We start from the raw sequence: 13,674 nt of genomic DNA, 5'->3' as shown, positions 1-13,674 counted from the left end.
ATATGCGGGGCAACAGCAATTTGGGCGGATTTTTCTTATATTGTTCATTTAAAAAATTGAAGAATATGAAAGGCGGTTTCACAGCAATGAATGCAGAAATCAAATATGATACAAAATGGCCCGAAGAATTTGCCGAAAAACTGAAAAACGACGGTCCGTGGTCAAACTGGGAGCTGTACAAGCTTTCATCAGAAATCCAGGAAACATTGGCGATTCCTGAATTTGAAGGCTTGCGGGCCCCATTATATCTCCCTTCCTTCACGCCGCTTCCCCATCAGCTTGAGGTTGCGCAGAAGGTTGTTGAAAAAATGAACGGAAAAGCGATTTTAGCAGATGAAGTGGGGCTCGGCAAAACTGTCGAAGCCGGGCTGATTCTAAAAGAATATATGATTCGCGGGTTAGCCAAAAAAATTCTGATCCTTGTGCCAGCTTCTCTTGTTTCGCAGTGGGTGAAAGAGCTTCAGGAAAAATTTTTGATTCCGGCTGTTGAGCAAAAGAAAAGCTATGTGTGGGAGCAGTGCGATATCGTCGTGTCCTCCATCGATACGGCAAAACGCTCGCCCCACCGGGAAATTGTGCTGTCAATCCCATATGATCTCGTCATTATTGATGAGGCCCACAAGCTCAAAAATAGCAAAACAAAGAACTATGAATTTGTCCGGAATCTTGTGAAAAAATACTGCCTGCTGCTGACTGCGACGCCAATCCAAAACCGTGTTGAAGAAATATTCAATTTGGTTTCATTATTAAAGCCTGGTCATTTAGGCAATCAGAATCACTTTCAAGAAATGTTTTCTAAAAAGAAATCCAGCTTAGAAGCGCATGATCATTTAAAAGATCTAGTGAATAAAGTCATGATTCGCAACAGGCGGCATGACACCGGGCTGAATTGGAAGCAGCGCCGCGTCGAAACAGTGCCGATTGAATTTTCTCCATCAGAGCAGGCGCTTTACGATGAGATTTCCCGCCTGAAAGAAAGCATTAACAAACCGGCCAGCATGTTCTCCATTATGACACTCCAAAGAGAATGCTGTTCAAGCAGGGAAGCTGTGTACATGACACTGAAAAAAATGCTCGACCAAAAAGAAAAACAGGCACCAGCCATTGATGAACACACCATTTCTATATTAATGGACCGCATCAATCAAGTGACGCAAAATTCTAAAGCGAATCAAGTCGTCGATCTGATTAAAAAGATAGACGATAAAGTCATTATTTTTACAGAATACCGTGCCACTCAAATTTATCTGCAGTGGTTTCTTCAGCAACACGGCATCAGCTCTGTGCCGTTCAGAGGCGGATTTAAACGCGGAAAAAAAGACTGGATGAAGGACCTTTTCCGCGGGAAGGTTCAAGTGCTGATTGCAACTGAAGCGGGCGGCGAAGGGATCAACCTGCAGTTTTGCAATCACATGATTAACTATGATTTGCCATGGAACCCGATGCGGCTTGAACAAAGAATCGGAAGAATCCACAGGCTCGGGCAGGAGCGTGACGTGCATATTTATAACATGGCTACCAAACATACAGTGGAAGAGCATATTTTAAAGCTTTTATATGAAAAAATTCATTTATTTGAAAAAGTGGTCGGCGAGCTTGATGACATTTTAACAAAAATTCAAGTCAACAATTTTGAAGAGCACCTGCACGATATTTTGTACCATTCGGCAACCGAAGAAGAAATGAAAATCAAAATGGACAACTTAACCTCATTTTTGTCTTATAAAAAACAGCAGCCCGCTGAAAAAAGAGGTTCTTAGCCGCAAGGAGGTTTTACAAGTGAGACAGCAAGAGGTTCACCAATTTCTGCTTCGTTTTTTCCAGGCAAACAGCTGTCCGATCATCGACCAAGGACCCGGTTACATGACGGTTCAGCTTACAGTTGAAATGGACAAACAGATCATGAATCGGCCTTTTTACTGGCACTGGCGCGAGAAGACCGGCGGCGACCCGAATCCGATGAAAATAACGTTCATTACAGATAAGGAATCCGCTCCAAAAGACCTAGATGGCGAATTTATTTATTTCGGGGCGCCACGCCTTTTTCAAATCTTTAAAGCAGTTAAACAAAATGGGAGATTTACCAGAATGTATGAGAAAATTGAATCAGCCGGAGCGAAAATTCCGCTTCAGCCTTGGCTTGGTATAAATGTCATGATTTCATACCAGTCCGACATGAAAAAGGATAAGCTATTGTCACTAGGTCTTCACCTTGTCTCTGGAACCATGATTGAAGATTTTCAAAGTAAGCTCGTACAGCTTTCATTGACATCACAAATATGTGACTATTGTTTCACCATATCGCCTATGATCAAACCTGAAAGTGGTCTTAAGCGGATGGAGAGCTATATTACCCAAGCCGCTATGCAAGAACCGTCAGACTGGGCAGAGCAGGCGGTAAACAGGTGGCAAAACGATATGAAATTACTTGATCAGTTTTATGAGCATACAGAAGAAAAGCCAGAAGAGTACCATCTTGAAAAACAAGCGTTAAAAGCCTTGTATCAACCAAAGATATCAGTTCAGATCGAAAATGGCGGATTATTTTTTCTGCAAAATAATATTTCGAGCTAACTTTTTTCAGATTCGACATCGTTCTCGTTTTTTTTGGAAAAATGCTATTATAATAAAGGTATATTGGAAAAAAATTCTGGCTATTCAATTAGCAAATGACTTCCAGAGACCACAGAAGGCGTACAAAGGTCATGGCCGGACTGGCTGAAATACATAAACAAGTATTTTAGGAGGAGAAACTGCATGAAAAATGCAAAACAAGAGCACTTCGAATTAGATCAAGAATGGGTTGAATTAATGATGAAAGCCAGAGAAGCAAATATCAGCCCTGAGGAAATACGCAAATATTTACTTTTAAACAAAAAGTCTGCTCATCCTGGTCCGGCAGCCAGAAGTCATACCATAAATCCTTTCTGAATGTGCTATAATATCACAAGGAAGGTGATGACATTGATTGGCCAGCGTATTAAACAATACCGTAAAGAAAAAGGCTACTCACTATCAGAACTAGCAGAAAAAGCTGGGGTAGCGAAGTCTTATTTAAGCTCAATAGAACGAAATCTACAAACGAACCCCTCCATTCAATTTCTCGAAAAAGTCTCCGCTGTTCTGGACGTCTCGGTTCATACTTTGCTTGATGAAAAACATGAAACCGAATACGATGGTCAATTAGATAGTGAATGGGAGAAATTGGTTCGCGATGCGATGACATCTGGGGTATCGAAAAAACAATTTCGTGAATTTTTAGATTATCAAAAATGGAGAAAGTCCCAAAAAGAGGAGTAGTGCCTGAGCAGAGGCACTTACTCCTCTTTTGTCAATAAACATAAGAATGGCTCAGTACGCATGTACTGAGCCACCTCTTTTTTCAATTAATGTTTATCCTCGCTATGCGCTTTTTCATTTTCTTTAATGTAACCGTCTTTATCAGTATGTTCCTTTTTGATTGTCAAGCCATTCCACTGTGTTGCTTCAAATGAGAATTGAAGCTGTAATGAGTTGCCTTGATATTTATTTTGAACCATTTGTCCCTTTTCATCTTTTGTTTTATCGTCTTTAAATTGAATTTCCATTTTAACCTGGTCAAAATCAGTCGGTGTTTTAGGAACACCGTCATATTCAGGAGCGGTTTTACCGTCAATTGTCGCTATATTGACTTTTCCGCTTGCGTTTAAGAATTTAGGATCAATTTGATTTTTAATTTTTTCAGTCGCCGCAGCATCATTCTTAGAGGACATTAAATATAAGTCTTTAAGGTTGGCATCATCTAAAATGATGTTTTTCGGATAGCCATTGCCTCCCTCTTTGCCGACTGTCAATAATGTAACCTCAAACTGGCTGAGAAAATCTTCTGGGGATGTATTACTTCCGCCGTTTGCTTTAAATTCTCCATAATTCAGCGCCATTAATACCTCTTTGATCGCAAGTGAGCCGTTATTTTCGAATTGGAAATCTTTCGTCAATTTATCTCCCGGCTTTAGATTTGATAAGTTGACACTGGCTGAATTTTCTTTCGCTGCTAAATCAAGCGTACCTGATGCAAAAGTAGCATCCGTTGATTTAATATCGTTAAATGCTGCCCATGTTCCTCCTCCTACTAAAGCTAACCCTAGTGCTGCTGATGCAACTCCTAAACTCAATTTCTTTTTCATACCCATGCTAAACTCCCCTTTTATTGAATGATTATATTATCGAAACCTGTTGCCAGGTTTACAACTGATGTTAAGTGGACATCGTATTGTCCTTTGTCTCTGTTTCCAAGGCTTTCGTCTTTCTTTCAATCTCTCTGATCGCACTGCTGATTGTCACAAAGGAGTAGATCAGCAGCATAACGCCGGGAACAATCAGTAAAATAGCAGTGCCGATCGGCTGACTGGCAAAATGAAGCATGTAGCCGGCATAAGGAAGCTGAAAACCTGTATACTGCGCGCGGACACTTTCATCCGACACAGGCGCAGAATCAGCTGCGGCGTTATTATCCCCTTTTGTTTGGAATAACAAATGATCGCCTTGCTTTTTCATATCAATAATTCTATGGGTCACCGCTGTGTCTGCATCCTGCATAAATGTGATTACGTCGCCCTTTTGGAGCTCTTTCACATCTGTGATTTCTTTAACGAGAATTAATGAGCCCGTTTTAAATTCAGGGTCCATTGAGCCAGACAGTACTGATTTCAGCGTGTATCCGAACACTGCCGGCTCTCCCCCGGATGAACGTGTTGATATGACAACTAGCGTTAACACAATGATCAGAGTAAAGATGATTACGTAAAGGATATTACTGATCAGCTTTAATGCTTTTTTCATCCTCTTCCCCGCTTTCCTTCTGAATTGGTTGATTTTCTTTGTCTTCAGTTACAGCTTTGTCAGCTGTTTTTTCTTTATCTGTTTTGTCTTTTCTGTCACTGTCTGCTTGATTGTGCTGATTTTTCACAGCCGGCTGACTTTCCTTTTTCGGTGCTGTCGGTTTTTCGTCACACTTCACAATTGTCATTGGTTCCGACCACTCAGACTTGCTGCCGTCCGCCGGATAGCCGGCCGGTTTATATACTTTAAACGCATAAATGCCGGGTTTCACTTTTTTCTTTGTTTCAATTTTGTAAAGTGATTCGCCTATTTGGGTGGAAACGTATCCTTTATCTTTTACGTTCCCGTCTTTTAGCGGTTTGCGGATGTTTGCCAGTTTATGAAGCTCCCACTTCCATTTCGATTTCTTAAGTTTCTCGCCTCTGTTTTCCAGCTCGGCAAATAGACGAACAGGGGAACAGACAGTACCTTTTGTATCTGTTTGATTCACCACGTGTAAATCACTTTGGTCCCACCGTTTATCATAATGACAGTTTTTATCTGTATGCTGAAAGTTCTCACACGTTTGAAGCGAAACATCAAAGTTTTCAATATCATAAAAAGCAGCGCTTGTATCTCCGGTAAATTGTAAGCATATAGCGGCTGTCAGACTGAATATGGCTGAAAGCTGAAAAACAAGCAGCACTCTTAATTTTGTCTTAGCCTTATGCTGATTGCGGAACAATCGAAACATACCTTACCCCCTGTAAAACACTGTAACTTGATGTGACAATCGTTCTCTTTTAAGAACCGCACAAACTGAGTATAATCAATGATTGAAGGATTTAAAAACACCAAAATCCGCCATTTTGTTCGTTTAAAAGAATGTTTTCATCATATTGCATAGCCTTACTCAATATTGCTCATCTTTTTAAGTTTTTAGAATTTTTTGGGATTGTTATGTGAGAAATTAAATGCATATCCGCTTAACATTTGGAAATAATAAACAACAAAGAAGGGGTGACGGCTTATGATCAAACAATGTGTGATTTGTCTGTCTCTTCTCGGTTTCGGCACCAGTGCCGCACAAGCAGAAGAAGGGCCGCTTGTAACCGCCCGCCACATGTCAAAATGGGAAGAGCTTGCTGTAAAAGAAGCAAAAAAAAGGTACCCGCTCGCACAGGTACTGGTTAAACAAAAAGTTTGGGACCGCAAAAGAAAAGACGAAGCTGTGAAGCAATATCATTTAACCCTGAGAGAAGGCTCAAAGGAATTCGGCGTGTTTGTCACAATTTCTTTCGATCCTCATAGTCAAAAGGTGAATAAAATTGCAATTTTAGAAGAATATCAATAAGGTCCTCCATGTGAAGGACCTTATTCGTTATATTGGTACAATTTATTTTTTTCTTTTTAGCCATAGCCTAAAACCATAAGGTAAAATACCGAACCAATGCTGAGAAGCAGGCGTTTTTGTTTCTTTTCGAACCTCTTTTCGTTCTTTTCGCTCATCTTTCGGAGTGTCTATATATTTCACAAATTGCTGAGTCATATATTTGACATAATCATTCGTTTTCACGTGATCACCTCATCATTCAGTTATTATGAAGTGTTGGCTCACACGACTTTTTTTATACACATACCGCTGGTTTATTCTGTCCAGCTCAGCAGTTTTTTCTGATTTTGATCGAACAGCAGCTGAGCGCTTTTTTCTGTTCCCGACTCTGTGATGGCTTTAAGAGTGATTTCTTGCTGTTCTTTTATGGTTGTTTTGCGAATGTCATAAGATACATGTCCATATTGAAACTGCTGTGAACCCTTTCGGCCTGGTCTGTGCTCAAGTATATGCCTAATGGATAGAAGCGCGCCATTTTGCAGCAGATTTTCTCCTGCGTAATACTCTTTTGTTTCCTTCTCAAACATATGGCGTGAAACAAATTGAGGGGCGGTGAAATTCACAATCAGCATCACAAGGGCAAATGTAAAAAGAACGGCCGGATAGATAAACCCTTTTGAGTAGTACATTCACCCACCTCCTAACGACGTATATACCGGAAAAGCGGTTTGATACTCTTTATCATTCTCATTCTTGACTTTCAGCCAAAGCATCCCGTTTTTAACCCCGGCTTTCATTGTTTTAATATGGTCAAGGATCGGAACATGCCCTTTTCCGTCTACTCTTTTCCTGATCATTGAATGGTAGATTTCAAAACGGACCTCATGCCCTGACAGATTTCTGCAGATTACGACGCTGCCATGCTCATCTGTCTGCACCGTCTGCGACTGCTTGCACTCATTCATGATCTGCTCTACCGAAATGACCCATTCCCGCTGCATGAAGCCCTCATTCTCCTGTTGACGTGTCAAAAATAGATGAAAGAACATCGCTAACGATCCTGATATGAGCAAATAAGCAGAGAGCGAAAATAATACATTAAGAAGCGTATAGCCAGTCTGTCCGCAAAATGCTGAGGCAAAATGGCTTGTCTTTATAGGCGTCTGATGTGATGCATACGTTTTGATACTCACCCTCCTCCTCCCATGTCATCGAGTATTTGCTATTGTTGATCGAAACAGTTTGTGACGAATTTCCTGCTCCTGTCAGCATATATTTGCCTATGCTTTCATTAACAAGCTGATAACCAATTTCTCTCGACTCCGCTATATGTTCATCAGCTATCAGCTTGTTCCACAACGGCACGATCGTCAGAAGCATAAACAGCCATATGCTGAGGGCAGCCATTGTTTCAATTGTAGAAAAGCCTTTATTTTCTCTCCACATTCACTCTTCCGCTCCCTAAATAAACTGTTATGTCATAGGCGGCACTTCCTTTTATACGGATTTTCCCGCCTATATTGGGGTGCCCTTTCTCGTTAAATTCCAAGCGGTCTTTTAATGTCAGTGATTCTGCAAAAAGACCATGATGATACGAACGGTCTATAACAGTGTCACCTATGATTAATTGATATTTTTTCTCTTGAAAAAGAATTTTTGTTCTTTGATGATTGGAAATAGCGGTCTGCTGTGCAAGTAAAATATCGTTTTTTAGCTGGGATACTGTCTGCCGTAATGCTGTATTTTCATAAACAGGAGGAAGCGTGGTAAACACCGCGATCAGCATAATAGAGGCGAGGCTTAAAACAAGCAGGCTTTCTAAAAGGGTGAATCCAGCTTCCCCTTTTATTTTAATGTTCAACCTTAACCTCCCCGCCGTTAATGATAATTTGCTTTCCATTTGGACAAACCGCATCTTTTTTCACATAACCTTCTGCCTGTAAATCGCCGAGGCTTGGTGTCTTCCCGTCATGATCGAGTTCATATGCTGTTACCTGCGCCTTTATCATGTTTTGCAGGCCTTCACAGCCCTTTTTCTGAATGGTTTGATTATGTTTTGTTACATTCGGTATGGTGATCAATAGCAAAATAGAAATAATAAAGAGCACGATCAGCATTTCCACAAGTGTAAACCCTTTCTCATTCATCCGCCTCTTCCTTTCACATTTGATTCATCATCTGATACATAGGCAGGAGCATCGATAGATAAACAACTAAAATCATCCCTGCGACAAATCCGTAAATAATGGGCTGAAGAATACCTGTCCATTTTTGTGACTTGTCCTCAAGCCGCTGCAATATAAACTGGCTGTATGTGAAGAGTTCCCGATCCAAGCGGCCGCTTAGCTGGCCATGAGATATCACTTTTGAAAAATCATTTTCGTAAAAAGGCCGTTTCCATAAAGCAGCTTCAATGGTTTCACCGGCTTTTAACCGTTCAATCATTTGTTCAGCTTCATAGCTGTAAAAAGGGAGAAACGTTTGATGCCTAAATGCTTTCAAACTGTCATAAATAGAAAGACCTGATGCTAGCAGACTGCTCAGCTGTAAAGAAAAAAAGTAGCTGTTAAACAGCCTGACCAGCTTTCCACACAAAGGAATGCTTACGCAAATGAGCATTTGATGGTCAGGGGATTTTTTCTTGAACACAAACCAATAATAAAGACCTATCCCTGCAGCCAAAATGGCCATTAATATGAACACAGCATCAAGGTGCTGAAAAAACGCAAAAATGATGTCTGTTGTGCGTGAGGTTTCTACATTCATCGATTGATAAATACCGGAAAACTGAGGGATAATGATGTTTTGCAGCATATAAAGCATGACAACAACAGTAAAGATGAGGAAAAGAGGATATCGCAACACCCTTTTTATCTGTTCTGCCTGGCCTGCTTTTCGTTCCAGCAGCTCCCCGCTCTGAATCATAGAAGCCGGCAATTCTCCATGTGTTTCAGCAAAAAAACAAATACCAATGGCTTCCTTATGAAATGACAAGCTCTTTAATACATGGTAAAACGATTCCCCTTCTCTCAACCGTCTTATTGCGTTAGCCAAGTCCGCCAGCTGCCTTTTATTCATTTGCAGCTGCATCAGGCGCAATCCGTCTAAAAGACTGTATCCGCCCGCTGTCATTTCACCCAGCCTTTTCAGTAAATAGGCTTGATCCTTTAACGGCCAAACTTTTCTAATCTGTTTCATGATAAACCCACCGGTCATAGTTGTTTGTCGTTAAATAGCCGAGCGCAATCCCTTTTCTTATAATTTGACGCAGCGTTTGATATTGGTAATTTGCATTGTCCCCTTTCGCTTCCTGAATACACTGCTGAAGGTTTTTCCCGTAAAGCAGCTCGTATACGCTTGCTCTCCTGACGTTTCGTGACAGCCGGCAATACACTGATGAACATCCGTCTTCACAAAACGGGCAAGCCAAATCAACTAAACGCTGAGCCGCTATCGCGATAACCGTTTGCTCGATTTCATTCATATTAATCCCAAATTCAAGCAGCCTGTAAATCGCGCCCTTCGCGTCTCTCGTATGAAGGCTCGTCAGCACTAAATGACCAGTCATCGCTGCCCGCACCGCGGTTTGGGCTGTTTCAGCGTCTCTAATCTCACCTAAAATGATCATATCGGGGTCATGGCGCAATATTGCCTTCAGTCCTGTGGAATATGTGACACCGGCTTTTTCATTCACCTGCACTTGAAGAACATCTTCATCCCTCGTTTCCACTGGATCTTCAAGTGTGACAATGTTTCGATTAAAATGTTTTTTTGCATATTGGATCAGAGAATATAATGTTGTTGTTTTCCCAGAGCCTGTTGGCCCGGTAAAAATCAGCATGCCGTGGGAGTGTTTTAAAAATGAAAGCAAGGTGGCTCCTGTCTTTGGGAATAAAGACAGTTTGTCAATCGAAGGGATATTATACTGAGGCATCACTCTGATGACGAGGCTTTCTTCGTTAATTGTCGGGAGCGTTGACATCCTTAAGTGAACGTCACCCTCTTTTAATTTTAGAGTAAGAGATCCATTTTGCGGCTTTCTTCTTTCCCCTATGTCCATAGCTGAGAGAAACTTAAAATGAGAAATGAGCCTTACACACTCTTCTTTTTTCATGTTTCGCTTTTTAAGCAATGCATGGTCAACCCGAAAATGAATGATTGCGTCCCGTTCCCTCGGCACAATGTGAATGTCAGAGGCCTTCGTCCTATATGCCTCTTCAATTAAAGTTTTGCTTATTTTTTCTATCGAATCCAATTTGATTCCCTCTCCTTTCAAAGCGTATTGTAGAAAAAGAAGACATGGTAATCAAACAAAGAAAATGTGATTTTCTGATGTATTTACAACTTAAAAAAACATTTCAATCCTATCAAAAATAGAAATTCAGCTATATGTATCACATCATTTTTAATTTTAATAAGGATTTGAAAAGAGATTGATGTACAGATGTACGCAGTCCGGCTCTGGCATCCAAAGAGGGATTTATAAATCGGAGTTTGACGCATTCTAAAATTGGCGAATCAGTTTATTGTATACAAAATAAAAAGGAAGAGGCAGTTACCTCTTCCGAACTGTTTGTTATGCTGATTTAGAAATTTCACTTAATGCTTTTCCGGCTTTCTGGTCTGTGTCTTTCTTAACGGAAAGGTCGCCTAACGCAACAATACCCGTTAAACGTTCATTTTCAAGAATCGGTAAACGGCGGATTTGATGCTCTGCCATGAGCTGACTCGCTTCATCAGCAGACATATCAGGATGACCGGAAACGACTTCTGTGCTCATGATATCACTTGCTTTCGCCTCCATTTGATCTTCAGCTAAGCTTCTTGTGACAATGTCCCGATCAGAAACGATGCCTTGAAGTCTGCCGCTTTTACAAATTGGAATCGAACCGACATTGGAGTCTTTCATCTTTTTGGCTAGTTCAGTGACTGATGCGGTTGGCTCACAGCATTCTACATTCGCAGTCATGATAGCTCTTACTTTCATTTCAATTCCTCCTTTACCGTGTTCTATTTATTCTTTATCCGCTGCACAAAAAATGAAACATTCTATAGTATCCGCCGTTTTCGAGATTTCTTTTTATCCTTCCGTTCCTGCAGCATATCTCCCGTCCAGCCTTTCTTCTTCAAATATAGGTAGATTAAGACTGTAGAAGTGATAATCAATAAAAGAGAAAAGACATAACCGTATTTCCAATTCAGCTCAGGCATCACAGAAAAGTTCATCCCCCAGAGGGCCCCCAGCGCTGTAATCGGCGTAAAAAGCGTCGTAAAAATGGTCAGCGCTTTTACAATTTCATTTCCCCTGTGCGAGGTAATGACTTCCTCTGAATGCAGCAGATTGTTAAGCTCCCCTTCAAATTCGCTGATGTATGTAAACCCTCTGTCAATTTTCAGGTGTGTCCGCTGATAATCCTTTTTTCCTTCATTTTGAGGCAAAAAGGTTTCTTTCAACGCCATTTCAATTTTTTTAGCGCTAAGGATTAAGTTTTTCCAAATCATCAGCTCATGGCGCAGGAGATGGACGCGATTTAAAATGCTTTTGCTATTGTCGTCTTTGATTTGCCATCTGAGCTTTCTCAGCTTTACTTCAAATTCATCTACACCGATTAAATACGCATTCATTAGTTCGCCGAGAAGAATCAAAAACCCCTCTATTGCATTGTTCGCTCTTTCCATTTGCTGGACAACTTGTTTTCCCTTAATCCCCTCCAAAATTGAAAAATCAAAGTTAATTGTGAAAAAATATTGCCTTGTAATATAGAAGTGAAAAACGGTATGGTCTTTTTCTTCACCAAGCCCCTGATCATATACAATCGAGCCGAATACCGCTTCATTCTCAGCTTCTGTTGTATCCACGCGCAAAAAGTTAATATGATGATTATTTTCAAACCACTTTTCACATTGCGGCCAATGAGAAAAATGGATCAGATCTCTTGCCTTATCTCTTTCCTGAGGCCCCATTTGGTACCAAAACCAATCTTCACCTGTATGTACCTTCATGTTACGATCCTCCAGACTTTTATTCTTTGTTCTTTAATTGCCCAAAGAGAAGCATTCCTAAACCATTTAGGCACTTTATCACATGTTTTGTGAGCTTTTGCCGGTGGTATGGAATGTAGAAAGACATCGGAAAGGGAGGTGCATGCCTTCCTTGGAGAAGGCAGTTTATTTTGGAATTTATCAATTTATTAGCAGTCGCGTTTTTAATTTTGTTAACGGGATTTTTTGTCGCCGTAGAATTTTCAATCGTAAAAGTAAGGCGATCCAGAATTGATCAGCTTGTCGCCAAAGGCAAAAAAGGCGCTAAAGCGGCAAAACATGTGGTCACACATCTTGACGAATATTTATCAGCCTGCCAGCTGGGCATCACGGTCGCAGCTTTAGGACTCGGCTGGCTGGGTGAACCGACTGTACAGACTCTGCTTCGTCCGCTCTTTCATAAGGCAGGTTTAAACGAGTCGCTTACCCATCTTCTTTCCCTTATTATCGCCTTTTTAGTGGTAACGTATTTAAATGTCGTCATCGGGGAGCTGGCACCGAAGAGCTTCGCGATTCAAAAAGCAGAAAGCATTACGCTGATGCTCGCGAAACCATTAATCTGGTTTTATAAAATCATGTTTCCGTTCATTTGGCTCCTTAACCAGTCTGCCAGAATGATCACAGGACTTTTTGGGCTGAAGCCGGCATCAGAGCATGAACTGGCTTATACGGAGGAAGAACTTAGAGTACTGTTGACCGAAAGCTATAAAAGCGGAGAAATCAGAAAAAGCGAATTAAAATATATGAATAATATCTTTACATTTGATAAACGAATGGCAAAGGAAATCATGGTCCCGCGAAACGAAATGGTCAGTTTGTCTATTGAGGATGACTCGATTCCAAGCATGCGGGAAACGGTTAAGCAGACCAAATATACCCGTTACCCGGTTGTAAAAGAAGATAAAGATAACGTCATCGGCGTGATCAATATGAAAGAAGTGCTGTTTTCATTGCTGACGAAAGATTTTTCTTTTCAGAAGCACAAAATTGAACCCTTCATACAGCCCGTCATTCATGTTATTGAGACCATTCCGATTTACAAATTACTCATCAAAATGCAAAAGGAACGCACTCATATGGCGATTCTTATTGATGAGTATGGCGGAACTTCAGGATTGATCACCGTCGAGGATATTATTGAAGAAATTGTAGGAGAAATACGCGATGAATTCGATGCAGATGAAGTGCCTCATGTTCGTGAGCTGGGAAAAGATCATTATTTATTAAATGCGAAATTATTAATCAGTGACGTGAATAACCTGCTTGGAACTGATTTATCAGATGCTGAAGTCGATACGCTCGGAGGCTGGTTTCTCACACAAAACATAGACGCCGAGCCTGAAAGTGTCATTGAATATGACGGCTACTCATTCAAGGTAAAAGACATCGACAGTCACCATATTTTGTTTATCGAAGTAAAAAAAGCTGAATAGCCTAGCACAGGCTGTTCAGCTGTTGCTTCTCTTCATTGTTGAACGTGCTTCAAAAAAGTACATCCC

At 40.8% G+C, this 13,674-nt stretch carries 18 protein-coding genes and 1 pseudogene; 6 read left to right on the top strand and 13 right to left on the bottom strand.

Going from position 1 to position 13,674, the window contains the following annotated elements; all coding sequences use genetic code 11:
• Positions 1-86 precede the first annotated feature (86 nt).
• From M1D69_RS08530 to sinR, 4 genes are all read left to right on the top strand, one after another.
• On the top strand, positions 87-1,760 hold the full coding sequence (locus M1D69_RS08530; protein WP_458104016.1) for a DEAD/DEAH box helicase: 1,674 nt from the start codon (positions 87-89) through the stop codon (positions 1,758-1,760).
• A 19-nt stretch (positions 1,761-1,779) separates the two neighbouring features.
• Positions 1,780-2,574, top strand: coding sequence for a YqhG family protein (locus M1D69_RS08525; RefSeq protein WP_458104017.1), 795 nt, complete (start codon positions 1,780-1,782; stop codon positions 2,572-2,574).
• A gap of 183 nt (positions 2,575-2,757) precedes the next feature.
• Positions 2,758-2,931 carry an anti-repressor SinI gene (gene sinI / locus M1D69_RS08520; RefSeq protein ID WP_458104018.1) on the top strand — a complete coding sequence of 58 codons (174 nt, stop codon included), beginning with the start codon at positions 2,758-2,760 and terminating at the stop codon, positions 2,929-2,931.
• A 33-nt stretch (positions 2,932-2,964) separates the two neighbouring features.
• Positions 2,965-3,300 carry a transcriptional regulator SinR gene (gene sinR, locus M1D69_RS08515; RefSeq protein ID WP_003226345.1) on the top strand — a complete coding sequence of 112 codons (336 nt, stop codon included), beginning with the start codon at positions 2,965-2,967 and terminating at the stop codon, positions 3,298-3,300.
• Positions 3,301-3,386: 86 nt separating this feature from the next.
• Here the strand turns inward: sinR and tasA are convergent, their stop codons facing one another.
• The 3 genes from tasA to tapA all read right to left on the bottom strand — a co-directional run bounded on the left by tasA (position 3,387) and on the right by tapA (position 5,554).
• Complete coding sequence (tasA, locus tag M1D69_RS08510; RefSeq protein ID WP_429659682.1) at positions 3,387-4,172, bottom strand: biofilm matrix protein TasA; 786 nt, start codon at positions 4,170-4,172, stop codon at positions 3,387-3,389.
• A gap of 64 nt (positions 4,173-4,236) precedes the next feature.
• The gene (sipW, locus tag M1D69_RS08505) at positions 4,237-4,821 is read right to left on the bottom strand and encodes a signal peptidase I SipW (RefSeq protein WP_458104019.1); all 585 of its coding nucleotides are present in this window, start codon (positions 4,819-4,821) and stop codon (positions 4,237-4,239) included.
• Positions 4,793-5,554: an amyloid fiber anchoring/assembly protein TapA gene (gene tapA / locus M1D69_RS08500; protein WP_458104020.1), complete on the bottom strand. Its 762-nt coding sequence runs from the start codon at positions 5,552-5,554 to the stop codon at positions 4,793-4,795. The genes sipW and tapA overlap by 29 nt, the downstream gene beginning before the upstream one ends.
• A 276-nt stretch (positions 5,555-5,830) precedes the next feature.
• Between tapA and M1D69_RS08495 the strand changes: the two genes are divergently transcribed.
• Positions 5,831-6,154 carry a YqzG/YhdC family protein gene (locus M1D69_RS08495; protein WP_024122040.1) on the top strand — a complete coding sequence of 108 codons (324 nt, stop codon included), beginning with the start codon at positions 5,831-5,833 and terminating at the stop codon, positions 6,152-6,154.
• 42 nt (positions 6,155-6,196) lie between these two features.
• Here M1D69_RS08495 and M1D69_RS08490 read toward each other — a convergent pair whose 3' ends face one another.
• The 10 genes from M1D69_RS08490 to corA form a co-directional block, all read right to left on the bottom strand.
• Positions 6,197-6,376 carry a YqzE family protein gene (locus M1D69_RS08490; protein ID WP_003236949.1) on the bottom strand — a complete coding sequence of 60 codons (180 nt, stop codon included), beginning with the start codon at positions 6,374-6,376 and terminating at the stop codon, positions 6,197-6,199.
• Positions 6,377-6,447: 71 nt separating this feature from the next.
• On the bottom strand, positions 6,448-6,822 hold the full coding sequence (comGG, locus tag M1D69_RS08485) for a competence type IV pilus minor pilin ComGG (RefSeq protein WP_458104021.1): 375 nt from the start codon (positions 6,820-6,822) through the stop codon (positions 6,448-6,450).
• On the bottom strand, positions 6,823-7,206 hold the full coding sequence (comGF, locus tag M1D69_RS08480; RefSeq protein ID WP_458106178.1) for a competence type IV pilus minor pilin ComGF: 384 nt from the start codon (positions 7,204-7,206) through the stop codon (positions 6,823-6,825). It abuts the gene before it with no gap.
• 25 nt (positions 7,207-7,231) lie between these two features.
• Entirely contained in the window at positions 7,232-7,579 is a 348-nt protein-coding gene (comGE, locus tag M1D69_RS08475) for a competence type IV pilus minor pilin ComGE (RefSeq protein WP_458104022.1), read from the bottom strand.
• Positions 7,563-7,994, bottom strand: coding sequence for a competence type IV pilus minor pilin ComGD (gene comGD / locus M1D69_RS08470; protein ID WP_458104023.1), 432 nt, complete (start codon positions 7,992-7,994; stop codon positions 7,563-7,565). Before comGD ends, comGE begins: the two co-directional genes overlap by 17 nt.
• A complete protein-coding gene (comGC, locus tag M1D69_RS08465; protein WP_458104024.1) occupies positions 7,984-8,280 on the bottom strand; it encodes a competence type IV pilus major pilin ComGC in 297 nt (98 codons plus the stop codon). The genes comGD and comGC overlap by 11 nt, the downstream gene beginning before the upstream one ends.
• Before the next feature lie 13 nt (positions 8,281-8,293).
• Positions 8,294-9,331, bottom strand: a complete 1,038-nt coding sequence (gene comGB / locus M1D69_RS08460; protein ID WP_458104025.1) for a competence type IV pilus assembly protein ComGB — start codon at positions 9,329-9,331, stop codon at positions 8,294-8,296.
• Complete coding sequence (gene comGA / locus M1D69_RS08455; protein WP_458104026.1) at positions 9,318-10,388, bottom strand: competence protein ComGA; 1,071 nt, start codon at positions 10,386-10,388, stop codon at positions 9,318-9,320. Before comGA ends, comGB begins: the two co-directional genes overlap by 14 nt.
• A 321-nt stretch (positions 10,389-10,709) precedes the next feature.
• Positions 10,710-11,120 (bottom strand): CBS domain-containing protein, encoded by a 411-nt coding sequence (locus M1D69_RS08450; protein ID WP_458104027.1) that lies wholly within the window; start codon positions 11,118-11,120, stop codon positions 10,710-10,712.
• 62 nt (positions 11,121-11,182) lie between these two features.
• Complete coding sequence (gene corA, locus M1D69_RS08445; protein WP_458104028.1) at positions 11,183-12,136, bottom strand: magnesium transporter CorA; 954 nt, start codon at positions 12,134-12,136, stop codon at positions 11,183-11,185.
• Between the two features lie 142 nt (positions 12,137-12,278).
• On the opposite strand from corA, the pseudogene M1D69_RS08440 reads away from it, so the two are divergent.
• A pseudogene (locus tag M1D69_RS08440) lies at positions 12,279-13,608 on the top strand (hemolysin family protein).
• The last annotated feature ends 66 nt before the right edge of the window (positions 13,609-13,674 follow it).

The organism is Bacillus sp. PK3-037 (genome assembly GCF_054161355.1).
Note: the sequence above shows the minus strand (reverse complement) of the source record. Positions and strands in the feature narration are given on the sequence as shown.

Coding starts and splice junctions, on each gene's coding strand:
- M1D69_RS08530 (WP_458104016.1), top strand. CDS start 87: ATGAATGCAGAAATCAAATATGATACAAAATGGCCCGAAGAATTTGCC.
- sinI (WP_458104018.1), top strand. CDS start 2,758: ATGAAAAATGCAAAACAAGAGCACTTCGAATTAGATCAAGAATGGGTT.
- tasA (WP_429659682.1), bottom strand. CDS start 4,172: ATGGGTATGAAAAAGAAATTGAGTTTAGGAGTTGCATCAGCAGCACTA.
- sipW (WP_458104019.1), bottom strand. CDS start 4,821: ATGAAAAAAGCATTAAAGCTGATCAGTAATATCCTTTACGTAATCATC.
- tapA (WP_458104020.1), bottom strand. CDS start 5,554: ATGTTTCGATTGTTCCGCAATCAGCATAAGGCTAAGACAAAATTAAGA.
- M1D69_RS08495 (WP_024122040.1), top strand. CDS start 5,831: ATGATCAAACAATGTGTGATTTGTCTGTCTCTTCTCGGTTTCGGCACC.
- comGG (WP_458104021.1), bottom strand. CDS start 6,822: ATGTACTACTCAAAAGGGTTTATCTATCCGGCCGTTCTTTTTACATTT.
- comGE (WP_458104022.1), bottom strand. CDS start 7,579: ATGTGGAGAGAAAATAAAGGCTTTTCTACAATTGAAACAATGGCTGCC.
- comGC (WP_458104024.1), bottom strand. CDS start 8,280: ATGAATGAGAAAGGGTTTACACTTGTGGAAATGCTGATCGTGCTCTTT.
- comGB (WP_458104025.1), bottom strand. CDS start 9,331: ATGAAACAGATTAGAAAAGTTTGGCCGTTAAAGGATCAAGCCTATTTA.
- M1D69_RS08450 (WP_458104027.1), bottom strand. CDS start 11,120: ATGAAAGTAAGAGCTATCATGACTGCGAATGTAGAATGCTGTGAGCCA.
- corA (WP_458104028.1), bottom strand. CDS start 12,136: ATGAAGGTACATACAGGTGAAGATTGGTTTTGGTACCAAATGGGGCCT.